The 22,278-nt window shown below is 72.2% G+C and carries 20 protein-coding genes, 2 tRNA genes and 1 pseudogene; 21 read left to right on the forward strand and 2 right to left on the reverse strand.

Annotated elements, in window-relative coordinates; all coding sequences use genetic code 11:
* Positions 1-9 precede the first annotated feature (9 nt).
* From AB0D48_RS16960 to AB0D48_RS16990, 7 genes are all read left to right on the forward strand, one after another.
* A complete protein-coding gene (locus tag AB0D48_RS16960; protein WP_362396635.1) occupies positions 10-1,005 on the forward strand; it encodes a glycosyltransferase family 2 protein in 996 nt (331 codons plus the stop codon).
* A complete protein-coding gene (locus tag AB0D48_RS16965) occupies positions 1,002-1,427 on the forward strand; it encodes a GtrA family protein (RefSeq protein ID WP_362396638.1) in 426 nt (141 codons plus the stop codon). The genes AB0D48_RS16960 and AB0D48_RS16965 overlap by 4 nt, the downstream gene beginning before the upstream one ends.
* Before the next feature lie 76 nt (positions 1,428-1,503).
* Positions 1,504-2,631 (forward strand): glutamate 5-kinase, encoded by a 1,128-nt coding sequence (gene proB / locus AB0D48_RS16970; protein WP_362396641.1) that lies wholly within the window; start codon positions 1,504-1,506, stop codon positions 2,629-2,631.
* A gap of 88 nt (positions 2,632-2,719) precedes the next feature.
* Entirely contained in the window at positions 2,720-3,148 is a 429-nt protein-coding gene (locus tag AB0D48_RS16975) for a hypothetical protein (RefSeq protein ID WP_362396644.1), read from the forward strand.
* Between the two features lie 231 nt (positions 3,149-3,379).
* Positions 3,380-4,657: a glutamate-5-semialdehyde dehydrogenase gene (locus AB0D48_RS16980; RefSeq protein WP_362396647.1), complete on the forward strand. Its 1,278-nt coding sequence runs from the start codon at positions 3,380-3,382 to the stop codon at positions 4,655-4,657.
* 77 nt (positions 4,658-4,734) lie between these two features.
* Positions 4,735-5,289 (forward strand): hypothetical protein, encoded by a 555-nt coding sequence (locus AB0D48_RS16985; protein WP_362396650.1) that lies wholly within the window; start codon positions 4,735-4,737, stop codon positions 5,287-5,289.
* Positions 5,290-5,357: 68 nt separating this feature from the next.
* Entirely contained in the window at positions 5,358-6,503 is a 1,146-nt protein-coding gene (locus AB0D48_RS16990; RefSeq protein WP_362396653.1) for a hypothetical protein, read from the forward strand.
* Here the strand turns inward: AB0D48_RS16990 and AB0D48_RS16995 are convergent.
* The gene (locus tag AB0D48_RS16995) at positions 6,487-7,563 is read right to left on the reverse strand and encodes a M48 family metallopeptidase (protein ID WP_362396656.1); all 1,077 of its coding nucleotides are present in this window, start codon (positions 7,561-7,563) and stop codon (positions 6,487-6,489) included. The two genes, AB0D48_RS16990 and AB0D48_RS16995, sit on opposite strands and share 17 nt — an antisense overlap.
* A gap of 140 nt (positions 7,564-7,703) precedes the next feature.
* Here AB0D48_RS16995 and AB0D48_RS17000 point away from each other — a divergent pair, with 140 nt between their 5' ends.
* From AB0D48_RS17000 to AB0D48_RS17065, 14 genes and pseudogenes are all read left to right on the forward strand, one after another.
* Positions 7,704-7,871: a hypothetical protein gene (locus tag AB0D48_RS17000; protein WP_362396659.1), complete on the forward strand. Its 168-nt coding sequence runs from the start codon at positions 7,704-7,706 to the stop codon at positions 7,869-7,871.
* Between the two features lie 62 nt (positions 7,872-7,933).
* Complete coding sequence (nadD, locus tag AB0D48_RS17005; RefSeq protein WP_355406730.1) at positions 7,934-8,551, forward strand: nicotinate-nucleotide adenylyltransferase; 618 nt, start codon at positions 7,934-7,936, stop codon at positions 8,549-8,551.
* 24 nt (positions 8,552-8,575) lie between these two features.
* Positions 8,576-10,270, forward strand: coding sequence for a LytR C-terminal domain-containing protein (locus tag AB0D48_RS17010; protein WP_362396663.1), 1,695 nt, complete (start codon positions 8,576-8,578; stop codon positions 10,268-10,270).
* A 130-nt stretch (positions 10,271-10,400) separates the two neighbouring features.
* Positions 10,401-10,847, forward strand: coding sequence for a ribosome silencing factor (gene rsfS, locus AB0D48_RS17015; protein ID WP_362396666.1), 447 nt, complete (start codon positions 10,401-10,403; stop codon positions 10,845-10,847).
* On the forward strand, positions 10,844-11,512 hold the full coding sequence (locus AB0D48_RS17020; protein ID WP_362396982.1) for a histidine phosphatase family protein: 669 nt from the start codon (positions 10,844-10,846) through the stop codon (positions 11,510-11,512). Before rsfS ends, AB0D48_RS17020 begins: the two co-directional genes overlap by 4 nt.
* Before the next feature lie 180 nt (positions 11,513-11,692).
* A tRNA-Ala gene (locus AB0D48_RS17025) sits at positions 11,693-11,765 on the forward strand.
* A 144-nt stretch (positions 11,766-11,909) separates the two neighbouring features.
* Positions 11,910-12,143 carry a hypothetical protein gene (locus AB0D48_RS17030; protein ID WP_008738908.1) on the forward strand — a complete coding sequence of 78 codons (234 nt, stop codon included), beginning with the start codon at positions 11,910-11,912 and terminating at the stop codon, positions 12,141-12,143.
* Positions 12,144-12,275: 132 nt separating this feature from the next.
* Positions 12,276-12,348: transfer RNA gene (locus AB0D48_RS17035), tRNA-Ala, on the forward strand.
* A gap of 301 nt (positions 12,349-12,649) precedes the next feature.
* Complete coding sequence (leuS, locus tag AB0D48_RS17040) at positions 12,650-15,520, forward strand: leucine--tRNA ligase (protein WP_362396670.1); 2,871 nt, start codon at positions 12,650-12,652, stop codon at positions 15,518-15,520.
* 154 nt (positions 15,521-15,674) lie between these two features.
* The gene (locus tag AB0D48_RS17045; protein ID WP_362396673.1) at positions 15,675-16,427 is read left to right on the forward strand and encodes a hypothetical protein; all 753 of its coding nucleotides are present in this window, start codon (positions 15,675-15,677) and stop codon (positions 16,425-16,427) included.
* A gap of 119 nt (positions 16,428-16,546) precedes the next feature.
* The gene (locus tag AB0D48_RS17050; protein ID WP_362396676.1) at positions 16,547-17,392 is read left to right on the forward strand and encodes a DegV family protein; all 846 of its coding nucleotides are present in this window, start codon (positions 16,547-16,549) and stop codon (positions 17,390-17,392) included.
* A gap of 578 nt (positions 17,393-17,970) precedes the next feature.
* Positions 17,971-18,588 carry a ComEA family DNA-binding protein gene (locus AB0D48_RS17055; protein WP_362396679.1) on the forward strand — a complete coding sequence of 206 codons (618 nt, stop codon included), beginning with the start codon at positions 17,971-17,973 and terminating at the stop codon, positions 18,586-18,588.
* Positions 18,585-20,957 (forward strand): annotated as a pseudogene (locus tag AB0D48_RS17060) (ComEC/Rec2 family competence protein); the annotation flags it as partial. The gene AB0D48_RS17055 and the pseudogene AB0D48_RS17060, both read left to right, overlap by 4 nt.
* 157 nt (positions 20,958-21,114) lie before the next feature.
* The gene (locus AB0D48_RS17065) at positions 21,115-21,975 is read left to right on the forward strand and encodes a YceI family protein (RefSeq protein ID WP_362396985.1); all 861 of its coding nucleotides are present in this window, start codon (positions 21,115-21,117) and stop codon (positions 21,973-21,975) included.
* Between the two features lie 54 nt (positions 21,976-22,029).
* Here AB0D48_RS17065 and AB0D48_RS17070 read toward each other — a convergent pair whose 3' ends face one another.
* Positions 22,030-22,272: a hypothetical protein gene (locus tag AB0D48_RS17070; protein ID WP_362396682.1), complete on the reverse strand. Its 243-nt coding sequence runs from the start codon at positions 22,270-22,272 to the stop codon at positions 22,030-22,032.
* Between the last annotated feature and the right edge of the window lie 6 nt (positions 22,273-22,278).

Here is a 22,278-nt window from a genome sequence, read left to right on the forward strand (position 1 = left end):
GAAGTGTTCATGACGAAGCTGTCCGTAGTTGTCCCTTGCTACAACGAAGAGGCCGTCATCGACAGCTTCGACGTCGAGATCCGCAGGGTCCTGGACGCCCTCCCCGTCGAGTACGAGGTCTGCTACGTCGACGACGGCAGCCGCGACGGCACCCTCGGCAAGCTCCGCAAGATCGCCGCCGAGCACGGAGAGCAGACCCGGTACGTCTCCTTCAGCCGCAACTTCGGCAAGGAGGCCGGCATGCTCGCCGGCCTGCGCGAGGCCACCGGCGACGCCGTTGTGATCATGGACGCGGACCTGCAGCACCCGCCGGAGCTCATCGCGACCATGCTCGACCTCTACCGGCAGGGCCACGACCAGATCATCGCCCGCCGCACGCGCGAGGGCGACAAGAAGCTCCGCTCCGCGCTCAGCCGCCTGTACTACCGCGGCGTGAACCGCTGGGTCGACGTCGAACTCACCGACGGGGTGGGCGACTTCCGCATGCTCTCGCGCCCCGCCGTGGACGCGCTGCTGTCGCTGCCGGAGTACAACCGCTTCTCCAAGGGCCTGTTCTCCTGGATCGGCTTCGACACCGTCCACTTCGACTACCAGAACGCGCAGCGCGAGGCCGGCGAGACGAAGTGGAAGTTCGGCTCCCTGCTGAACTACGGCATGGACGGCCTGATCTCGTTCAACAACAGGCCGCTGCGGATCGGGATCTGGCTCGGCGTGTCGCTGGTGGCTCTGACCGGCCTGTACGCCCTGTGGATCACCATCATGGCGATGACCCACGGCGTGGACTCGCCCGGTTACGTCACCCTGGTCGCGATGATCGCCGGCATCGGCGGCGTACAGATGATCATGCTGGGTCTCATCGGCGAGTACATCGGCCGCATCTACTACGAGACCAAGCGCCGCCCGCACTTCCTGGTGAAGGAAGCGCACGGCGCCGACCCGCTCCCGCGCACCGACCGGGCGCCGCGCGTGGCGGAGCCGACGATCACGGAGCGCAGTACCCGATGAGCCGCAAGGACCAGCTCGGCCAGGTCTTCCGCTTCGCCCTCGTGGGCGGGGTCAACACCGGCACGTTCTTCGGCATCTACCTGCTCCTGCACCCGTGGATGCCGTACTTCGCCGCCTACTCCCTCGCCTTCGTGCTGGCGATGGTCGGCTCGTTCTTCATGAACACCTACTTCACCTACCGGACCCGGCCGACGTGGAAGAAGTTCCTCCTCTTCCCGCTGACCAACGTCACGAACTACGTCATCCAGTCGGCAGGCCTCTACGCCCTGGTGACCTGGGCCGGGATGGACACCCGGATCGCCCCGCTGGTCGCGGCGGTCGTGGCCATCCCGTTCACCTTCCTGCTCTCCCGCAAGATCCTCGTCCCGGGCGCCGCCCGGGCCGCGGAACCGGAGCCGTCCAGGACCTCGTCCACGGTCTGAAACCCCTGAGCGACCGCTGTACGCCACCCCGTAGATTGAGGTCGCAGGCATTTCGGCAAGGGGCAAGGGGACAGACGTGTCAGCGGCTAGGCAAGGTGTCGTGGACGCCCGCAGGATCGTGGTCAAGGTCGGCTCCTCCTCCCTGACCACCGCGGCCGGCGGACTCGACGCCGACCGGGTGGACGCACTGGTGGACGTCCTGGCCAAGGCCCGCAGCGGCGGGGAGAAGGAGATCGTCCTCGTCTCCAGCGGAGCGATCGCCGCCGGGCTCTCCCCGCTCGGCCTGCGCCGCCGCCCCAAGGACCTGGCCCGGCAGCAGGCCGCCGCCAGCGTCGGGCAGGGACTGCTCGTCGCGCGGTACACCGCCTCCTTCGCCCGGTACGGCGTCCGCGTCGGCCAGGTGCTCCTCACCACAGACGACACCAGCCGCCGCGCCCACTACCGCAACGCCTACCGCACCCTGGACCAGCTGCTGGCCATGGGCGCCCTGCCCGTCGTCAACGAGAACGACACCGTCGCCACGGACGAGATCCGCTTCGGCGACAACGACCGCCTGGCCGCCCTGGTCGCCCACCTCGTCCGCGCGGACCTCCTCGTCCTCCTCTCCGACGTGGACGGCCTCTACGACGGCGACCCGGCGCAGCCCGGCACCACCCGCATCGACGAGGTCCGCGGACCGGAGGACATCGCGCACGTCTCCATCGGCAGCGCGGGCAAGGCAGGCGTGGGCACCGGCGGCATGGTCACCAAGGTCGAGGCGGCGCGGATCGCGGCGGCTGCCGGGATCCCCGTCGTCCTGACCTCCGCGAGCCAGGCCGCGGACGCGCTGGCCGGCCGGGGGACGGGCACGCTGTTCCACTCCACCGGTCGCCGCTCGGCGGACCGGCTGCTCTGGCTCCAGCACGCGTCGACCCCGCAGGGACACCTCGTCCTCGACGACGGCGCGGTGCGCGCGGTGACCGAGCGCGGAAGCTCGCTGCTGCCGGCGGGCATCGCGGCGGTCGAGGGAGACTTCGTCGCCGGGGACCCCGTGGAACTGCGGGCCACCGACGGCCGGGCGGTCGCCCGGGGCCTGGTCAACTTCGACGCGAAGGAGCTCCCGCAGCTCCTCGGCCGCTCCACCCGCGAGCTCGCACGGGAACTCGGACCCGCGTACGAGCGGGAGGTCGTCCACAGGGACGATCTGGTCCTGCTCCAGGGCTGAGGTTCGGTAAAACCGCCGCGCGGCGGCCCGGGGACTGGTCAACTGTGAGAGGCGGGCGGACACGCGCGGCGGAGACAGGAGGCGGCTGGTGAGACGAGCGCTGACCAGCGTCGGGCCGGGGGACGGTGACGGCGGCGGTGGCGGTGGCGCGGACGGGCGGGACGACAAGAACGCGGACTCCCGTCTGTGGCACGTGACCCTGAGCGTCTCCGGCAAACCGGCGCCGCTCTCCGAGGTCCGGCGCGGGCTGGAACAACTGGCCCACGACCACCCCTTCCTGCTGACCAGCCGGTACGCCGACGACCACGCGGAGATCCGCTACTGGGAGGAAGCCCGCGACCTCCACGACGCGGCGGCCGTCGCCCTGCGCCTCTGGGGCGAACACCGCTCCTCGGCGCAGCTCCCGCCCTGGGAGATCGTCGGCCTGGAGGTCATCGACCGCGCCACCTACCACCAACGAGTGGCGGAGGGCTACGGCCTGCCCCCGGCCCACCCGGTAGGCGTGCACCCCTACTGAACGCGCGGAGCCCTTTCCAGGCCCGCCGGCGTTTGAGGCGCGGGGTCCGGGGCGGAGCGGAGCCCCAGGTCTGCCAGCCCGTCCGGCGTTCGAGGACCGGGTCCGGGCAGCGCCCGGGGAACGGTGGAAGGGCGGGGCGGGGAGAGGCTCCGCGCAGCGGTCCGCCGGACACCCGTCTCGCGGGGTGAAACCCCGGCCGCCGGGGCCCGGCCGGGGATTACCCTGGGCGGCATGACCTCGCTCGATGCCGCCACCTCGCCCGTCCTCGCCACCGCGCAGCGGTCCCGCACGGCCGCCGCCGCCCTCGCCCCCCTCCCGCGGTCCGCCAAGGACACGGCCCTGCTGGCGATCGCCGACGCGCTGGAGGCCCGTACCGCCGAGATCATCGAGGCCAACGCCACTGACACGGCCAAGGCGCGGGCGGCCGGCACCAGCGAGACGGTCATCGACCGCCTCACCCTGACCCCGGAGCGGATCGCAGCCATCGCCTCCGACGTACGGGACGTCGCCGCCCTCCCCGACCCCGTCGGCGAGGTCGTCCGCGGCAGCACCCTCCCCAACGGCATCGACCTCCGGCAGATCCGCGTCCCGCTCGGCGTCGTCGGCATCATCTACGAGGCCCGCCCCAACGTCACCGTCGACGCCGCCGCACTCTGCCTCAAGTCGGGCAACGCGGTCCTGCTCCGCGGCAGCTCCTCCGCCTACGCCTCCAACACCGCGCTCGTCGCCATCCTGCGCGACGCCGTCGAGAGCACCGGCATTCCCGCCGACGCGATCCAGCTCGTCCCCGGCGAGTCCCGCGACTCCGTCCGCGAACTGATGCGCGCCCGCGGCCTCGTCGACGTGCTCATCCCGCGCGGCGGTGCCGCCCTCATCAAGACCGTGGTCGAGGAGTCCACCGTCCCGGTCATCGAGACCGGTACCGGCAACTGCCACGTCTACGTCGACGCCCAGGCCGACCTGGACATGGCCGTGGACGTCCTCATCAACTCCAAGGCCCAGCGGCCCTCCGTCTGCAACTCCGCCGAAACCCTCCTCGTCCACCGCGACATCGCCGACGCGTTCCTGCCGCGCGCCCTCGACGCCCTCGCCGACGCCGGCGTGACCGTCCACGGCGACGCCCGGGTGCTCGCCGCCGCCGAGGGCACCAAGGCCACCGCCCTGCCCGCCACCGACGAGGACTGGGCCGCCGAGTACCTCTCCTACGACATCGCCGCCGGCGTCGTGGACTCCCTCGACGACGCCGTCGCCCACATCCGCCGCTGGACCTCCGGCCACACCGAGGCCATCGTCACCACCTCGCAGGCGGCCGCCCGGCGCTTCACCCAGCTGGTCGACTCGACCACCGTTGCCGTGAATGCGTCCACCCGGTTCACGGACGGTGGCCAGTTCGGCTTCGGCGCCGAAATCGGGATCTCGACCCAGAAGCTGCACGCCCGGGGCCCGATGGGCCTGCCCGAGCTGACCTCCACCAAGTACATCGTCACCGGCGACGGTCACATCCGGTAGTCGCGGGCTGAACACGGTGTGGCCGGATTTCCGCGGACACCCTGCCCAAAGCAGCCCCCCAGGTCTACGCTGGTCCTGTGCCGGACGACGTGGGGGGCAAGCCGTTCCCGGACGACGGGGAGCCCGACGACGACCGCGGAGGCGCGGACAAGGACTTCGCCTCCGTGGTGTTCGACGAGGACTTCGTCCGGAACGCCGAGATCCATGAACCGAGCGCCGCCGAGCGCCAGAGGGCGGCCGACCGGGCACGCGCGGAGGCCGAAGCCGCCCGCGCGGTCGCCGGCGGCTGGACGAGCGACGACGACTACGACGGCTACGGTTACGGCCACCCCGACGGGTACGGCCTCGACGACGACGGCTGGGAGTACGACCGCGCCCACGGCAATGCCGACGGTCCCTACGGGGCCTACGGCGGCACTCTGCGCCCCTACCGCGGCCGCTCGCCCTGGCTCCGTCCCGTCGCCTGGGTGCTCGCCTTCGTGATGGGCCTCGGCATGGTCGCGCTCGCCTTCAGCGCCGTCTACCGCAGCGCCGCCGACGAGGGGGACCCCGCCCCGGCGCCCGCCAGCACGCCCCTGAGGGAAGTCACCGGCGTCGGCGCGTTTACGTACCCCTCCGACCGCCAACCCTGAAGGTACGACCCCACTCGCATACGCAGGAGCTGGGGGCTTCTCTGAAGCGGGGACAGCGGGGAGAAGCGATGGCCGTGGCAGGAGATCCACCCAACGGCACCCCCGAGGGCATCGGCGGGGGTGACGACGAATTCCGGTCGGAAGAGTACCGCTCGGTGGTGTTCGACGAGGACTTCGTCCGGGCTGCCCGCCTTCAGGAGTACTCCGCGCAGGAACGCATGGGCGAGCACGCCCGGGCCGTCCGCAGCCGCTCCCTCTGGTCGACCGGCGGCTCCCGGTCACGCACCAGCACCCCCGGCCGTGGCGCCCGCCAGGGCATGCTGCTCGTGCTGCTCATCGCCACGGCCTTCGCCACCGCCGTCTACCTGGGGCTGCGCAACCCGTACGTGCCTCCGCCCGGCAGCCCCGCCGCCCCGCTGACCAGCACCGTCGTCCCGCTCGCGGCCGCCTCAGCCGTGGCCGGCGGCCGGCCCGCAGACCTGTACGCGCAGAGCCCCGCCGCCGACTACCGGGTAGGGGCGGCCGGAATCACCCTGCCGGCCGTACGCCGCACACACCACTTCACCGACACCCAGGTCGTCACCGCGCTGTCCATCGCCAAGGACTACCTGGTGCAGTCCTCCCTGGATCCCGACATCCTGGCCGGCACCGCCTCCAGGCCGGTGCGGGTCCTGCTCGACCCGGATCAGCTGGCCCAGTTCGACCGCAGCATGACCACGCCCTCCGGCGACGGCCGCCACGCGGCCACCGGCTGGCTGGTCCGCTTCGATCCGGGCACCGCCGTCGTGGCCGACTCCCGGGTCCGTGTGAGCGGCACCCTCACCTTCGAGGAGGTCACCCCCGAGGTCCTGGAGGTGACCACCGACCACACCTTCGTGTACGCCGTACGCCCCGCCACCGGAGCTCCGGCCGCGGTGGACGGCGCCTCGCTCTTCACCGTCCGGCGAGAGCTGCGGCTGCGCTTCGACCGGCAGGACCTGGGCGCCCGGCGGACCGAGCTGGTCTCGGCCCATGTGATGGCCGGACCGCAGGCCTGTTCCGACGACCCGGCCGAAGGCTTCCGCCCGCTCCTGGCCGGAGCCGGCCCCACCACGGTGGGCCCGGCCGCGAGCGACCCGTACGCCAGCGGCCACCCGCGGCGCGCCACCGGACTGTGCGGCGTGCTCGCGCAGCCCGCAGGCCCGGCGGCGACCCCGGTCAGCCCTGCTCCGTAGCCGCGCCCTTGCCCTCCGGTCCGCCACCGGAACCCGTACCGGCCCCGGTGAACTTGTCGCGGAGCTTGCCGCCCAGGTCGCCCGCGCCGCCCGCGATGTCGCCCACGAGCTTGAACAGCGGATCCTTGCTGGTGCGCACCGAGTCGGCGTAGTGCGCGGCGGACTGCCGGAAGGAATCGCTCACCGAGGTGTCCTTGTCCTCGTCCCGCCGCGGGTAGTGGCCGTCCATGATCCGCTGGAAGTCGCGGTTCTCCGACCACTTCTTCAGCTCGGCCGCCCGCACCGTGGTGAAGGGATGCGTCCGGGGCAGCATGTTCATGATCTTCAGTACGGAGTCCCGCAGGTCGCCGCTCGACTCGTACTCCTCGGCCTGGGCCAGGAAGGCGTCCACGTTCATCTCGTGGAGGTGGTTGCCGCCCGCGATCTTCATCAGCCCCCGCATCGAGGCGTGTACGTCCTGCCCCACCAGCAACCCGGCCCGGTCCGCGGAGAGCTCCGACTTGCGGAACCACTCCCGCAGCGCCGTCACGATCGCCGTGATCGCCACATTGCCCAGCGGGATCCACGCCACCTTCAGCGCCAGGTTCGTCAGGAAGAGCAGGATCGTGCGGTACACGGAGTGTCCCGACAGCGCGTGGCCCACCTCGTGGCCCACCACCGCCCGCATCTCCTCCTCGTCGAGCAGCTCGACCAGGCCCGTCGTCACCACGATGATCGGCTCGTCCAGCCCGATGCACATGGCATTCGGCTTCGGGTCCTGCTGCACGTACATCTGCGGGACCTTCTCCAGGTCCAGGATGTAGCAGGCGTCGCGGAGCATCTCGTACAGGTGCCGGAACTGCGTCTCGCCCACCCGCACCGTGTCCGACAGGAACAGCAGCCGCAGGCTGCGCTCCGGGAGCAGCCCGCTCAGGGCCTTGAACACGGTGTCGAAGCCGCTCAGCTTGCGCAGCGCGACCAGCGCCGAGCGGTCCGCCGGGTGTTCGTACGCCCTCGAGGAGATACCCGGGAACCTCTTTCGGTCCCGCGCCGGTACCTTCTCGAACCCTGTCTCCGTCATAGCGCCCTCCCCTGGATCGGCCTGACTGGCACTGCGTCTATCCTCTCCAACGCCTGAGTCGGCGTGAGCGTGCCCCAGGCCCCCGCATACGATGTGAGCGAAGTCTCCGCCCGCTCCCCGACTCGATAGGTACCTGCCTGATGAGCCTCTCCTCCACCGCCCACAACCTGGTCGTCCTCGCCTCGGAGGGGGCCGAGCAGCACGGCGGCAACCACGACAGCCTCAACCCCTACCTGACCGGCGGCGGCGCGTTCTTCATCCTGTGCCTGATGCTGTGGGTCACCACGCGCCTGAACCGTGACCGCTAGGCCCGTGATTTAGCACTCTCGCCGAGGCCGCCGAGTCCGCCGGGCCAGTAGGCTCTGCGCTCATGGGAGAGCAGGAGATGCCTACCGGCCCGGTCAAGCGCCGGCTCGGCGTGATGGGCGGCACATTCGACCCGATCCACCACGGGCACCTGGTGGCCGCCAGCGAGGTGGCCGCCCTGTTCCACCTCGACGAAGTGGTGTTCGTGCCGACCGGCGAGCCGTGGCAGAAGTCGCAGCGTGCCGTGTCGCCCGCCGAGGACCGCTACCTGATGACGGTCATCGCCACCGCCTCGAACCCGCAGTTCTCGGTGAGCCGCATCGACATCGACCGCGGCGGGCCGACGTACACGATCGACACCCTGCGCGACCTGAAGGCGCTGAACGACGACGCCGACCTGTTCTTCATCACGGGAGCCGACGCGCTCGCCCAGATCCTGACCTGGCGGAACGCCGACGAGCTCTTCTCGCTCGCCCATTTCATCGGGGTCACCCGGCCCGGCCACGTGCTCACCGACGACGGGCTGCCCGAAGGCGGCGTCTCCCTCGTCGAGGTGCCCGCCCTGGCCATCTCGTCCACGGACTGTCGTGCACGGGTCGCCGAGGGGGATCCCGTCTGGTACTTGGTGCCGGACGGCGTGGTGCGCTACATCGACAAGCGTGAGCTGTACCGGGGAGCCTGAGCTTCCGGAGAGAGGGGCCCCGCGGTGAACGACCGACAGGATCCGTACGACCGGTACGATCCGCACACAGCCCACGAGCAGCAGCTCATCGGCTACGACGCGTACGGGCGGCCGGTGTACGGCCAGGTGCCCGCGCAGCCCGCCCAGCCCGCTCCCGACTACGGGCAGCAGCAGTACGGCTACGACTACCAGGCCCAGGGGTACGGCCGGCAGCAGCCGCAGCAGTACTACGACCAGCCCGCCCAGGACCACGACTACGGGCAGCAGCAGTACTCCCAGTCTCCCGCCGCGCCCGCGGCCCCCGGCTACGGGTACGACACGCAGCAGACCCAGCAGTGGATCCCGCAGCAGACCGCCCAGGAGCCTGCGGCCGAGCGGCAGCGGATCCCGCAGGTCCCCGAACCGCGACGGCCCGACACGGGCGCCGCCGCCGGGCCCGAGCGCGAGGCGGGCCGGGACTACCGCACCGAGATGTTCGCCTTCATCGACCAGCCGGACGAGGAGTCCGAGGACGTCATCGACTGGCTCAAGTTCACCGAGAGCCGGACCGAGCGCCGCGAGGAGGCCCGCCGGCGCGGCCGCAACCGGATCGTGGCGCTGATCGTCGTCCTCGCCCTGTTCGTCGTCGGCGGCCTCGGCTACCTCTGGTACGCGGGCAAGCTGCCCTTCCTCGACGGTCCCGGACAGAACAAGGCCCCTGCGGCCGCCGACGCCGGGGCGCAGAAGCGCGACATGATCGTCGTCCACGTGCACAACACGAAGAAGGGCGGCACCTCCTCGGCGCTGCTCGTCGACAACGTCACCGCCAAGCAGGGCGCCACCGTCCTGCTGCCCAACACCCTCGGCGTTCCCGGCGCCGACGGGACCGCCACCGGCCTCGGCAAGGCGGTCGGGGAGGGCGGCCTCGGTACCCGCGAGGCACTCGACTCGGTGCTCGGCACGCACATCGGCGGCACCTGGCGCCTGGACACGCCCTTCCTGGAGAACCTGGTCGAGCTGGTCGGCGGCATCGAGGTCGACACCGACACCGCCGCCCCGGCCGACGACGCGGCCAAGGCCCCGGCCGTGGGCCAGGGCCAGAAGCAGAGCCTGAGCGGACCGATGGCCGTCGCCTACGCCACGTACCGCGCCCAGGGCGAACCGGAGGCCAAGCAGCTGGAGCGCATGGGCAAGGTGCTGTACGCGGTGCTGCGCAAGGTCCCGAGCGACCCGAAGGCGGCCGCGCTCACGGTCGAGAGCATGGGCCAGATCCTCGACCCGGCCCTGAACGCGCAGACGCTCGGCGCCCTGCTGTCCCGGCTGGGCGCGCACGCCAAGGTGGGCGCGTACCGCACCGACGTCCTGACGGTGAAGCCGGACGGCGGCCTGACGGACGACGCCACGCAGAAGGTCGTCAAGGAGGTCCTCGGCGGTTCCGTCACTGCGGCGCAGCCCGGCGCCGCCCCGCGGGTCGGTCTCAAGGACGCCACCGGTGACGAGAAGACGCAGGTCGCGGCCAGGGCGGCGCTGCTCAACGGCGGCTACGACTTCGTGGACGGCGGCAAGGCGGACAAGACCGCGGCCACCTCGCAGATCACGTACCAGGACGACGCCCAGCGGGACCGGGCGGTCGAGGTCGCCAAGACGCTGGGGCTGCCCGAGACGGCCGTGAAGAAGGCCGAAAACGCGGTGAACGCCGACGTCGTGGTGCTCCTCGGCAAGGACTACAAGTCGTCCTGAGGGCGTCCTGCGGGCGTCCTGACCCGGCTCCGGCATGTGGCTCCGCCCGCGCGGGACGTTCCGCGCGGGCGGTGTCGGCGGTACATGAGACCCTTGTATGGATCTGCCCGCCAACCCGAAAGCATGGCCAGTGACCGCCACGGACCGCTCCATCGAGCTCATCACCGCCGCCGCCCAGGCCGCGGCCGACCGGCTCGCGCACGACATCATCGCGTACGACGTCAGCGACGTGCTGTCGATCACCGACGCCTTCCTGCTCGCCTCCGCGCCCAACGACCGCCAGGTCAAGTCGATCGTGGACGAGATCGAGGAGCGCCTGCTCAAGGAGCTCGGCGCCAAGCCGGTGCGCCGCGAGGGCGACCGCGACGCCCGCTGGATCCTGCTCGACTACATCGACATCGTCGTCCACGTCCAGCACAGCGAGGAGCGGGTCTTCTACGCGCTGGAGCGCCTGTGGAAGGACTGCCCCGAGATCGAGCTTCCCGAGGACGCCAAGCTCACCATCGGCAAGGCCGAGGAGCACGCCAAGCTGCGCGAGGCGGCGGGCGACGACGAACTGGACGGTGATCTGTTCTGAGCGCGACCACCTCGGGCACGTCGGGCAGCAAGTCCGGCAGGAAGATCGTCCTCTGGCGGCACGGCCAGACCGCGTGGAACCTGGAGCGGCGCTTCCAGGGCTCCACGGACATCGAGCTGACCGAGGCCGGAGTGGCGCAGGCGCGCCGCTCCGCGCGGCTGCTCGCCTCGCTGAAGCCCGATGCCATCGTGGCGTCCGACCTCCGGCGTGCCGCCGCCACGGCCGCGGAGCTGGCCGCCGTCACGGGGCTGTCCGTGGCGCACGACGAGGCGCTGCGCGAGACCTACGCCGGAGAGTGGCAGGGCCTCACGCACGACGAGATCCTCGGGAAGTACGGCGAGCAGTACGCGGCGTGGAAGCGCGGCGAGCCGGTCCGCCGGGGCGGCGGAGAGCTGGAGACCGAGGTCGCCGACCGCGCCGCGCCGGTGGTGCTGGAGCACGCCGGCCGGCTGCCGGAGGGCGGCACGCTCGTCGTGGTCAGCCACGGCGGCACCATCCGTACGACCATCGGCCGCCTGCTGGGCATGGAGTCGTACTACTGGGAGGGCCTGGGCGGGCTCTCCAACTGCTGCTGGTCCGTCCTCGGTGAGGGCGCACGCGGCTGGCGCCTGCTGGAGCACAACGCCGGCACGCTGCCGCAACCGGTGCTCGGCGACGACGACTGAGGGGCTCCTCCGCAGCTCCTCGGCCGGTGCCCAGCCGGCGTTGCGCCGGTCCTCCGCCACTCCTTCGCCGGTCCCTGCCGGGGCCGCCACCCGGATTTCACTTTCCGGCTGGTCACAGGCTAGAGTTCTTCTTGTTCGCAGCGCGGAACACCGGAGACCGGGGGGAGCGCGGCGGAGAGCGGGGCTATAGCTCAGTTGGTAGAGCGCCTGCATGGCATGCAGGAGGTCAGGAGTTCAATTCTCCTTAGCTCCACAATCAGGATCCCGTCCCCAACAGGGGGCGGGATCCTTGTTTTTGCCCCCTTTGCGTTTGCTGACCGGGCCCGCACCGGCATGGCAGAATCGGACAGCCGGAGGGGGGAGACGACGGCCCGATGCGGGAGGGAGTCGCTGACGGATGGGTGCACACCGGCGCCGGTGCGACTGGTGCAACAACGGCACGCCGATCGTGCGGGACATGGACCCGGTCAACCCCGACTACCAGTACTGGTGCGAGGAATGCGCGCGGGCGCTGATCATAAAAGGCGACCCGATCGAGACGTACCGCGAGCTGGAGGGGGAGCCGATCTACGGCCGGCTGCTCGACGAGCACTGCACGCTCAAGCGGTTCTATCAGTTCGCAAGAGCGTGACTAATTAGGTCAAATCGGGCATGGCCTGCGGTCGACGGAAACCGATTTTTGGACCAGGGCCATGACCGTGTAATGTTTGGGACGTCGCCAAGGGGAGCCGGAAACGGAAGCCCCGAGCGGCAGGCAAGACAAGGGGCTATAGCTCAGTTGGTAGAGCGCCTGCATGGCATGCAGGAGGTCAGGAGTTCAATTCTCCTTAGCTCCACAGTGAAGAAGCGGGCCACCCGGATCGGGTGGCCCGCTTCTCGTCGTGCCCGCTTCTCGTTGTGCCCGCTTCTCGGGTGCGCCCCCTCCCGGGCTCACGGGTCGGAAGGCCGAGCGTCGGCAGGGGCCGCTGCGGTACCCTGACGCCATGCGTGCCGTACGCCTTCTGCTTACCGAGCCGCGCTGATCAGTACCGACCCTTCGAGACGGTCGGCCTCGGCGCGGCGTCCCCTCCTGTGCGAGGGGTTTTTTCGTTTGGGCAGGCAGAGACGGCAGAGACGATCGATGGAGCTTCAGAAATCATGAGCGAGACGAACACCCCGGCCCCCGAGGCGGCCGAGGGGCACCGTTACACGGCTGCCATGGCCGCCGACATCGAGGCACGCTGGCAGGACGTATGGGACGCGCAGGGCACGTACGAGGCCCCGAACCCGACCGGTGACCTGGCCGGGGACCCCGCGCTGGCCGCGCGGCCCAAGAAGTTCATCATGGACATGTTCCCGTACCCGTCCGGTGCGGGGCTGCACGTCGGCCACCCGCTCGGGTACATCGCCACCGACGTGTACGCCCGCCACCAGCGGATGACCGGACACAACGTCCTGCACACCCTGGGCTTCGACGCCTTCGGCCTGCCGGCCGAGCAGTACGCCGTGCAGACCGGCACGCACCCGCGCGTGTCCACCGAGGCGAACATCGAGAACATGAAGGTCCAGCTGCGCCGGCTGGGCCTGGGCCACGACAAGCGCCGGTCCTTCGCGACGATCGACCCGGACTACTACAAGTGGACCCAGTGGATCTTCCTGCAGATCTACAACTCCTGGTACGACGCGGACGCGCGCAAGGCCCGGCCGATCGACGAGCTGGTCGCCGAGTTCGAGGCCGGCACCCGCGAGGTCCCCGGCGGCCGTGCCTGGGCGCGGCTGACCGCGGGCGAGCGGGCCGACGTACTGAACGAGTACCGGCTGGCGTACTCCTCGGACGCGCCCGTCAACTGGTGCCCCGGGCTGGGCACCGTGCTGGCCAACGAGGAGGTCACCGCGGACGGCCGGTCCGAGCGCGGCAACTTCCCGGTCTTCAAGGCCAAGCTGAGCCAGTGGAACATGCGCATCACCGCCTACGCGGACCGGCTGCTGGACGACCTGGACGCGCTGGACTGGCCCGAGGCCATCAAGCTGCAGCAGCGGAACTGGATCGGCCGCAGCGAGGGCGCGCGCGTCGACTTCCCGCTGGGCGACCAGGCGATCACCGTCTTCACCACCCGCCCGGACACCCTGTTCGGCGCCACCTACATGGTGCTGGCGCCCGAGCACCCGCTGGTGGACAAGTTCATCCCGGCCGCCTGGCCCGAGGGCACCCACGACGTGTGGACCGGCGGGCACGCCACGCCGCTGGACGCCGTCACCGCGTACCGCAAGCAGGCCGCCTCCAAGTCCGACGTCGAGCGCCAGGCCGAGGCCAAGGACAAGACCGGCGTCTTCACCGGTGAGTACGCGACCAACCCGGTCAGCGGCGCGAAGGTGCCGGTCTTCATCGCCGACTACGTGCTGATGGGCTACGGCACCGGCGCGATCATGGCCGTTCCGGCGCACGACAGCCGCGACTTCGAGTTCGCGCGCGCCTTCGAGCTGCCGATGCGCTGCGTCGTACAGCCGGGCGACGGGCGGGGCACCGACCCGGCGGAGTGGGACGACGCCTTCGTCTCGTACGACGCCGAGCTGGTCAACTCCACCGGCGAGGGAATCGCGCTGGACGGCCTGGGCGTCGTCGAGGCCAAGGCCGCGATCACCGACTGGCTGGCCGAACGCGGCATCGGCGAGGGCACGGTCAACTTCCGGCTGCGAGACTGGCTGTTCAGCCGTCAGCGCTACTGGGGCGAGCCCTTCCCGATCGTCTACGACGAGGACGGCGTCGCGCACCCCCTGCCCGAGTCGATGCTGCCGCTGGAGCTGCCGGAGGTCGAGGACTACTCGCCGCGCACCTTCGAGCCCGACGACGCCGCCTCGAAGCCGGAGACCCCGCTGTCCCGCAAGGCGGACTGGGTCGAGGTCGAGCTGGACCTGGGCCGCGGCGAGGGCGTCAAGCGCTACCGGCGCGAGACCAACACCATGCCGAACTGGGCCGGTTCCTGCTGGTACGAGCTGCGCTACCTCGACCCGCACAACTCCGAGGCGCTGGTCGACCCGGCGATCGAGCAGTACTGGATGGGCCCGCGCGAGGGGCAGCCGCACGGCGGCGTCGACCTGTACGTGGGCGGCGCCGAGCACGCGGTGCTGCACCTGCTGTACGCCCGCTTCTGGTCGAAGGTGCTGTTCGACCTGGGACACGTCTCCTCGGTCGAGCCGTTCCACAAGCTGTACAACCAGGGCATGATCCAGGCGTACGTCTACCGCGACGAGCGCGGCTTCCCGGTCTCTGCGACGGAGGTCGAGGAGCGGGACGGCAAGTTCTTCTTCGAGGGCGAGCCGGTCAAGCGCGAGCTGGGCAAGATGGGCAAGTCCCTGAAGAACGCCGTCACGCCCGACGAGATCTGCGAGGAGTACGGCGCGGACACCCTGCGCCTGTACGAGATGGCGATGGGTCCGCTGGACGTCTCGCGCCCGTGGGACACCCGGGCCGTGGTCGGCCAGTACCGGCTGCTGCAGCGCCTGTGGCGCAACATCGTGGATGAGGAGACCGGCCAGGTCACCGTCGTGGACGGGGAGCCCGGCGAGGACACGCTGCGCGCCCTGCACAAGGCCATCGACGGCGCCGGCTCGGACCTGGCGGGGCTGCGCTTCAACACGGCCATCGCGAAGATCACCGAGCTGAACAACGCCCTGACGAAGGCCGGCCGGCCGCTGGAGCGCCCGGTCGCCGAGGCGCTGGTACGGCTGATCGCCCCGCTGGCCCCGCACATCGCGGAGGAGCTGTGGCACCGCCTGGGCCACAGCGACTCGGTGGTCCACCAGGACTTCCCGGTCGCGGACCCGGCGTACGTCGTGGACGAGAGCGTGACGTGCGTGGTGCAGGTCAAGGGCAAGGTCAAGGCGCGCCTGGAGGTGCCGCCGACGATCTCGGACGCGGAGCTGGAGCAGCTGGCCGTCACCGATGAGGGAGTCGTCGCGGCGCTGGGCGGTGCGGAGATCCGCAAGGTGATCGTGCGCGCGCCGAAGCTCGTGAACATCGTCATCTGACGTCTCCCGTCCCCTGGGTGACGCCCACCGGGCGATCCATGGGGGACATCCCGTACGGGCAGGTTGGGGGTTCGATTGGAACCCCCAGCCTGCCCGTGGCGTTTACGGTGGAGGGGACGGACAAAAAGCTGCGGGGACTGGGGAAGGGACACTCATGGAGGCCGCGTTGATCATCTTCGCGCTGATGGTGCTTTTCGCCTTCCTGGGCCTGGGCGTGTACGTCACCACCAAGGTGGTGAGGGCGGCCAAGCGCGGCGTGGACCGTACGATCACGCAGGCCCGCCGGACGGTGGAGGACACCACCCTGAAGGCGAAGAGCTTGGGTCAGGTCGGGGTCACGGGAGCGCTGGCGCAGCTGCGGCTGGAGCTGCGGACGTCGATGCGGGCCACGCAGGAGGCGCTGCACGCCGGAGTGCGGACGGATGCTTCGCTGAAGGAGTCCATCGCGCTGTTCGAGCGGCTGAGCGAGCACGGGCACGAGCTGGACGCCGAGCTGAAGCGGCTGGAGCAGGAGCCGGACCGGCAGCGGATCGCCGAGGTCCTGCCCGGCCTGCGCGAGCGCACGGCCAAGATCACGCAGGCGGCGGACTCGCTGCGGTGGGCCGCGCGGGACCGTGCGGGGAGGTTCGCGGCCGATGACCTGTCCGCCCTGTCGGAGCAGATCGAGGTCGAGTCCGGGGCGCTGCGGGACTGGTCCCGCGAGTCGGTGGACGATCTGACGGCGGCGGCCGCGGAGTGGGACGCGGCCCAGGCTGCCGGGCCCGCGGCGGGTCCGGCGACGCGTCCGGGGCAGGCTCCGGATGCGGGCCGGTGGGGCGAGGAGCCCCGGCCGGCGGCGCTGAACCAGGCCGCACCGGCAGCACCGTACCCCTGGCAGAAGACGCGTCGGCCGGAAAGCACGACCTGATCCCCGGCGTCCGGCCGTAGTCCGTGCCGTAGGCTCGGCCCGCCCCGGGGGAGCCCGCGGCGGGCCCGGCGACCAGCCCAGGCTGCCGTCCGGCCCCCACTGGCGGTAACCTCCGGCTCATGTCCCGCCATGTCGCCATCGTCACCGATTCCACGGCCTACCTGCCCCAACCGGCCATGGCGCGGCACGGAATCACCTCCGTACCGCTCACCGTGGTGCTCGGCGGCGAAGCGCTCGAGGAGGGCACCGAGATTTCGGCGCGCAGCCTTGCGCTGGCCCTGCAGAAGCGCCGCTCGGTCACCACCTCGCGCCCGAGCCCGGAGGAGTTCGTACGGGCCTATCAGGCGGCCGCGGACGCCGGGGCGAACGGCATCGTCAGCCTGCACCTGTCCGCCGAGTTCTCCGGCACCTACGACGCCGCCGTGGTGGCCGCGAGGACCGCCCCCGTGCCCGTACGGGTCGTGGACACCGGCATGGTCGCGATGGCCCTCGGCTTCTGCGCGCTGGCCGCCGCCGAAGTGGCGGAGGCGGGCGGTTCCCTCGACGATTCCGTGGCCGCCGCCGAGAAGCGCGCGGCGAACATGTCCGCGTACTTCTACGTCGACACCCTCGACTACCTGCGCCGCGGCGGCCGGATCGGGGCCGCCCAGGCCCTCCTCGGCTCCGCCCTGGCGGTGAAGCCGCTGCTGACCCTGGACGGCGGGCGGATCGAGATGCTGGAGAAGGTGCGTACGGCCTCCAAGGCCATCGCCCGGCTGGAGGAGCTGGCCGTCGAGCGCGCCGGATCGGGCAGCGTCGATGTCGCGGTGCACCACCTGGCGGCCCCGGAGCGGGCCGAGAAGCTCGCCCAGCGGCTGCGGGAACGCATCCCGGGCATGGTCGAGCTTCATGTCAGCGAGGTGGGCGCGGTGATCGGCGCGCACACCGGGCCGGGGCTGCTGGCGGCGGTCGTCTCGCCGCGCTGATCACCGGAACGACCGCGCTGATCACCGGAACGAGTGGCAGGGATATCCACAACGGGGCCGCTGTCCACCGGAATTGAGCCCTCCGAACGGGCGTCGGGATTCGCCCCTACGGTCGTGGCATGACTCTTCGAGCGCGTATGGCGCGTCCGTCCTCCCGGCCGTCGGGTGCCACCAGTGGCCCCGGCCGGTCCCGTTTCTCCGACAGCCGTCTGCGGCACCGGCGCGGCCACGGTGTCCGCCGTGGCCGTCGGGCTCCGCACGCGGAGCCCGATGCCGTGCGGCGGCGGGCAGAAGCCCTGTTGGGCGGCAGCAGTCCGCCGCCGGCTTCGCCCTCGCCGCCACCGCCACCACCACCGCCACCGCCATCACGAGCGGCGTTGCCACCGCCGGGCGCTCCGCCACCGGCTTCGTCGGCGCCGGTGGCGGCCGAGGCGGATCCCGGGGCGCCGCCTGCGGGGCCGCCCGAGACACCGCCTGAGGAAGCTGCCGGGCTTGCTCCCGGCCTGGCGCGCAGCCTGGCCCTCCGGGAGCGGCTGCCGGTGTGGTTCCAGGCCCGTTGCGGGGTGGAGCCGCGCACGGTGGCAGCCGTTGGGGTGGTGCTGGTCCTCGCGGTCGGCTTCGCGGGGCAGCAGTACTGGTCGGCCCGGCCGCGGGAGGTGACCGCCCCCGCCCTGGTCTCCCCGGGGGCGGTACCGGCCACGGCCACGGCGCCGGCCACGGCCCCGGCCCCCGCCCCCGCCCCGGCAGGAGGCTCCGGCGGCGGCGCCGCGCGGATCGTCGTCGACATCGGCGGCAAGGTCCGGGACCCGGGCGTGCGTCGGCTGCCCGCCGGTTCGCGGGTCGAGGACGCGCTCGCCGCTGCCGGGGGCGTGCGGCCCGGTACGGACACCACGGGACTGAACCGGGCCCGGGTGCTGGTGGACGGCGAACAGGTGCTGGTGGGCGCCCCGGCGCCGCCCCCGCCGGGCGGGGGCGCGAGCGGGCCTGGCCAGGGTCCGGGGCCGGGTCCGCTCAGCCTCGGCTCGGCCACCGTCGAGCAGTTGGACGGCCTGCCGGGGGTCGGGCCGGTGCTGGCGCAGCACATCGTGGACTTCCGCACCGCCCGCGGGGGCTTCCGTTCCGTGGAGGAGCTCCGGCAGGTCAACGGCATCGGCGAACGGCGCTTCGCCGACCTGCGCACGCGAGTGCGGCCGTGAACCGCCCCGAGGCCCCGGGAGCGGCGGACCTGCGGCTGGTGGCGCCGGCCCTGGCGGCCTGGGCGGCGGCCGCCCTCGCGCTGGACGCGCCCGCCGGGCTTACAGCAGCCGGGGTGGCCGGGGGCGTGGCCGCGGCAGGGCTGCTGATACTGGCCGGGTGGCGGCGTCCCGGGCGGCTGTGGGGGGCTGCTCCGGCGTTGGCCGCGGCCCTGCTGTGTGCCTGCGCCGGTGCCGGAGTGGCAGGCCTCCAGCGGGCCGAGGCCCGGGCCGGGCCGGTGGCGGATCTGGCCCGGGGCCACGCCCGGGTCCTCGCGGAGCTCACCGTCGGCTCCGATCCACGGGCCGCCCGGAGCGGGAGCGGACCGCCGGTGGTGGTGCTGGACGCGCTGGTGACCGGGGTGACCGGACCGGACGGGGCGCGGACCCGGGTCGAGACCCCGGTGAGGGTGCTCGCCGGGCATCCGGACTGGGCCCGGCTTCAGCCCTCCACCCGGGTGTCGGTCGTCGCCCGGCTGGCGCCCGCGCGCGGCGGGGAGCGGGCCGTGGCGCTGCTGCGGCCCGCGGCCGAGACCCCGCCCGGGGTGACCGGTGGCCCGGACACCGCACAGCGGCTCGCCGGGCGGCTGCGGGCCGGGCTGCGCGAGGCCACCGAGGGGCTCGCGCCGGATGCCAGGGCCCTGCTGCCCGGGCTGGTCGTCGGCGATACGTCCAGGGTGCCCCCCGATCTGCAGGAGGCGTTCCGGGCCACCGACCTGCTGCACCTGCTGGCAGTGTCCGGGTCCAACCTGACCGTGGTGCTGTTCCTGCTCATCGGGCCCCCGGCCCGCGCGCAGCAGGCCGAACGGCGCGGGCTGGCGCCCCGGCTCGGGCTCCCGCTCCGGGCGACCGCCCTGTGCGGGGCGGCCCTGACTCTGGCGTTCGTGGTGGTGTGCCGGCCGGAGCCGAGTGTGCTGCGGGCCGCCGCCTGCGGGGCGGTGACCCTGCTTGCCATCGCCACCGGGCGGCGCAGATCCCTGATCCCGGCCCTGGGCGCCGCCGTGCTGCTGCTGGTTCTTTACGACCCGTGGCTGGCACGGAGTTACGGCTTCCTGCTTTCCGTCCTGGCCACGGGCGCCCTGCTCACCCTCGCGCCCCGGTGGAGCGATGCCCTGGTCCGGCGCGGGATGCGCCCCCGGCTCGCGGACGCGCTGGGGGCCGCGGCGGCCGCCCAGGCGGTGTGCGCGCCCGTGGTCGCCGTGCTCGCCGCCCGGGTCAGCCTGGTGGCCGTGCCGTGCAACCTGCTGGCTGAGCTGGCCGCCGGTCCGGCGACCGTGCTCGGCTTCGCGGTGCTCGCGATGGCCCCGCTGTGGATGTCCGCCGCGAAGGTGCTCGCCTGGTGCGCGGGGGTGCCCGCCGGGTGGATCGCCGCCGTGGCCCGGGCCGGGGCGCGGCTGCCGGGAGCGGAGCTGGCCTGGCCCGGCGGGCTCGCCGGAGGGCTGCTGCTGGCCGCCGCCACCCTGGCCGTCATCGGCCTCGGCGCCCGGTTCGGCCGGCGGCGCGGGGTCTGCTCCGCCCTGGCGGTGCTGCTGGTCCTGGCCGTGCTGCGGCCGCCGCAGCTCACCCGTACCCTCACCGGCTGGCCGCCGCCCGACTGGAGCTACGTCCAGTGCGCCGTGGGCCAGGGGGACGCCGCGGTGCTCGCCGTCGGACCGGGCGAGGCCGTCGTCGTGGACGCCGGACCGGAGCCCGGCCCGGTGGACGCCTGTCTGCGTTCCCTGGGTGTGGTCAGGGTGCCGATGCTCCTGCTGACGCACTTTCACTCCGACCACGTGGCCGGCCTGTCCGGGGTGCTGCGGGGGCGGTCGGTGGGTGTGATTCAGACCACCGCGCTGGAAGAGCCACCGGGGCAGGCGCAGTTCGTCCACCGAACCGCAGCGGCCGCCGGCGTACACGTCGTACGGGCGGTGGCGGGGGAGCGGAGGCGGGCCGGACCCCTGGAGTGGCAGGTGCTCTGGCCGCCGGCGGCGGGACCGCCGCCCGAGGGGCCCAACGACGCGAGCGTCGCCCTGCTGGTGCGTGGCGCGGGGCTGACCCTGCTGCTGCTCGGCGATCTCGAACCGGCCGCGCAGCAGGGCCTCTTGAGGGACCATCCGGAGCTGGGCCCGGTGGACGTGCTCAAGGTCGCGCACCACGGCTCGGCGCACCAGGATCCCGTGCTGTACGCCCGGGTCCGGCCCCGGCTCGCCGTCGTCCCGGTCGGCGCGGGCAACCGCTACGGGCACCCCGCACCCGGTACGCTCGCCCGGCTGCGGGCGACGGGGGCGACCGTACTGCGTACCGACACCGACGGTTCGATCGCGGTCTCCGGCAGCGGCTCGGGGATGCGTGCGTTTCCAGCCGGCCGGCGGCGGAGACGACACGCCCATAACGGGCGGGGCCATTCTGTTTGCCCACAACCCGACAGCATGATCGAATGCGTTTTCGCCAGAGCGGTCCAAATCCACACAGCACGGGGGTGCATCAGCCATGTTCGGTCGCCGACGGGGGATGGAGACGGCCGGAAGTTCCAGTCCGCCCACATCCGCGACACTGACGCTGCCGCCGACGGCGCGTCTGCTCAGCTGCCGGGTTCTCGACACGGTCCACCAGCCGATCCGGCAGGCCGCGTTCGAGGTGACCGACCCGATCGGCCGACGGATCGTCAGCGGCGAGACCGACCCCTACGGCGGGTTCACGGCGGCCGTACCGGAGGGCGAGTACCGGCTGTCCGTCACCGCCGAGGGGTACGCGCCGTTCCACGGGGCGACGCTCGTGGGGGACCCGGCGCAGCCCGGTACCGGGGAGATCGTCCTCGACGCGGTGGAGCCGCCGCTGCTGCCGCAGCCCGGCCACTGGGAGCTCGACCCGACGCACTCGTCCATCGCCTTCACGGCCCGCCACATCGGCTTCGCCCGGATCGGCGGCCGGTTCAACACGTTCGCCGGCGCGGTACGGATAGCCGAGCGCATGGAGGACTCCTCCATGCACGTGATCATCGACGCGGCGAGCATCGACACCGGGGTGCGGATGCGCGACGACCACCTGAGGTCAGGCGACTTCCTGGACGCGGTCCGCCACCCGACGGTGGAGTTCTACAGCGAACGGTTCATCCACCGCAGCGGCAGCCGCTGGGCCGTGGCCGGCGCCCTCACCCTCCACGGGGTGAGCCGCTCCGTCACCCTGGACACCCAGTACCTGGGCCTGGGCACGGGCATGGAGAGCGAGCCGCGGGCCGCCTGCCGGGCCACGGCCGAACTGCACCGCGAGGACTTCACCCTGAACTGGCAGTCGATGCTGGCGCACGGGATCGCGGCGATCGGTTCGAGCGTGGAAGTGACCCTGGACGTGCAGATCGTCCACAAAGCCTGAGCGCTCAGCAGTCCTTCGGGCAGTCCCGCAGGTACTGAGGTGGTCCCTCAGGTACTAGGGGACTTCCAGCCAGCCCTCGTACTCGGACGCGAGGGCGTCCAGCGAGGTCGAGTCGAGCCGTTCTCGCGGGTCCTCGACGACCACGAGCCACTGGGCGTCCTCGGCGTCGTCCTCGCCGGCCAGGGCGTCGCGGACCAACTGCGGTTCCTCGGGGAGGCCGAAGCGGTCGACGGCCTCCTGCGCCACCTCCTCGGCGGCGTCGCGGTCGGGCAGGACGAGTACATGTCGCACGTTCACGCGACC

The organism is Streptomyces sp. NPDC048269, from assembly GCF_040652395.1.
Taxonomy (GTDB): domain Bacteria; phylum Actinomycetota; class Actinomycetes; order Streptomycetales; family Streptomycetaceae; genus Streptomyces.

Excerpts from the sequence above, each read along its gene's own strand:
- AB0D48_RS16960 (WP_362396635.1), top strand. The coding sequence starts at position 10 with ATGACGAAGCTGTCCGTAGTTGTCCCTTGCTACAACGAAGAGGCCGTC.
- AB0D48_RS16965 (WP_362396638.1), top strand. The coding sequence starts at position 1,002 with ATGAGCCGCAAGGACCAGCTCGGCCAGGTCTTCCGCTTCGCCCTCGTG.
- AB0D48_RS16980 (WP_362396647.1), top strand. The coding sequence starts at position 3,380 with ATGACCTCGCTCGATGCCGCCACCTCGCCCGTCCTCGCCACCGCGCAG.
- AB0D48_RS16990 (WP_362396653.1), top strand. The coding sequence starts at position 5,358 with ATGGCCGTGGCAGGAGATCCACCCAACGGCACCCCCGAGGGCATCGGC.
- AB0D48_RS16995 (WP_362396656.1), bottom strand. The coding sequence starts at position 7,563 with ATGACGGAGACAGGGTTCGAGAAGGTACCGGCGCGGGACCGAAAGAGG.
- AB0D48_RS17000 (WP_362396659.1), top strand. The coding sequence starts at position 7,704 with ATGAGCCTCTCCTCCACCGCCCACAACCTGGTCGTCCTCGCCTCGGAG.
- nadD (WP_355406730.1), top strand. The coding sequence starts at position 7,934 with ATGGGAGAGCAGGAGATGCCTACCGGCCCGGTCAAGCGCCGGCTCGGC.
- AB0D48_RS17030 (WP_008738908.1), top strand. The coding sequence starts at position 11,910 with ATGGGTGCACACCGGCGCCGGTGCGACTGGTGCAACAACGGCACGCCG.
- leuS (WP_362396670.1), top strand. The coding sequence starts at position 12,650 with ATGAGCGAGACGAACACCCCGGCCCCCGAGGCGGCCGAGGGGCACCGT.
- AB0D48_RS17045 (WP_362396673.1), top strand. The coding sequence starts at position 15,675 with ATGGAGGCCGCGTTGATCATCTTCGCGCTGATGGTGCTTTTCGCCTTC.
- AB0D48_RS17050 (WP_362396676.1), top strand. The coding sequence starts at position 16,547 with ATGTCCCGCCATGTCGCCATCGTCACCGATTCCACGGCCTACCTGCCC.
- AB0D48_RS17065 (WP_362396985.1), top strand. The coding sequence starts at position 21,115 with ATGGAGACGGCCGGAAGTTCCAGTCCGCCCACATCCGCGACACTGACG.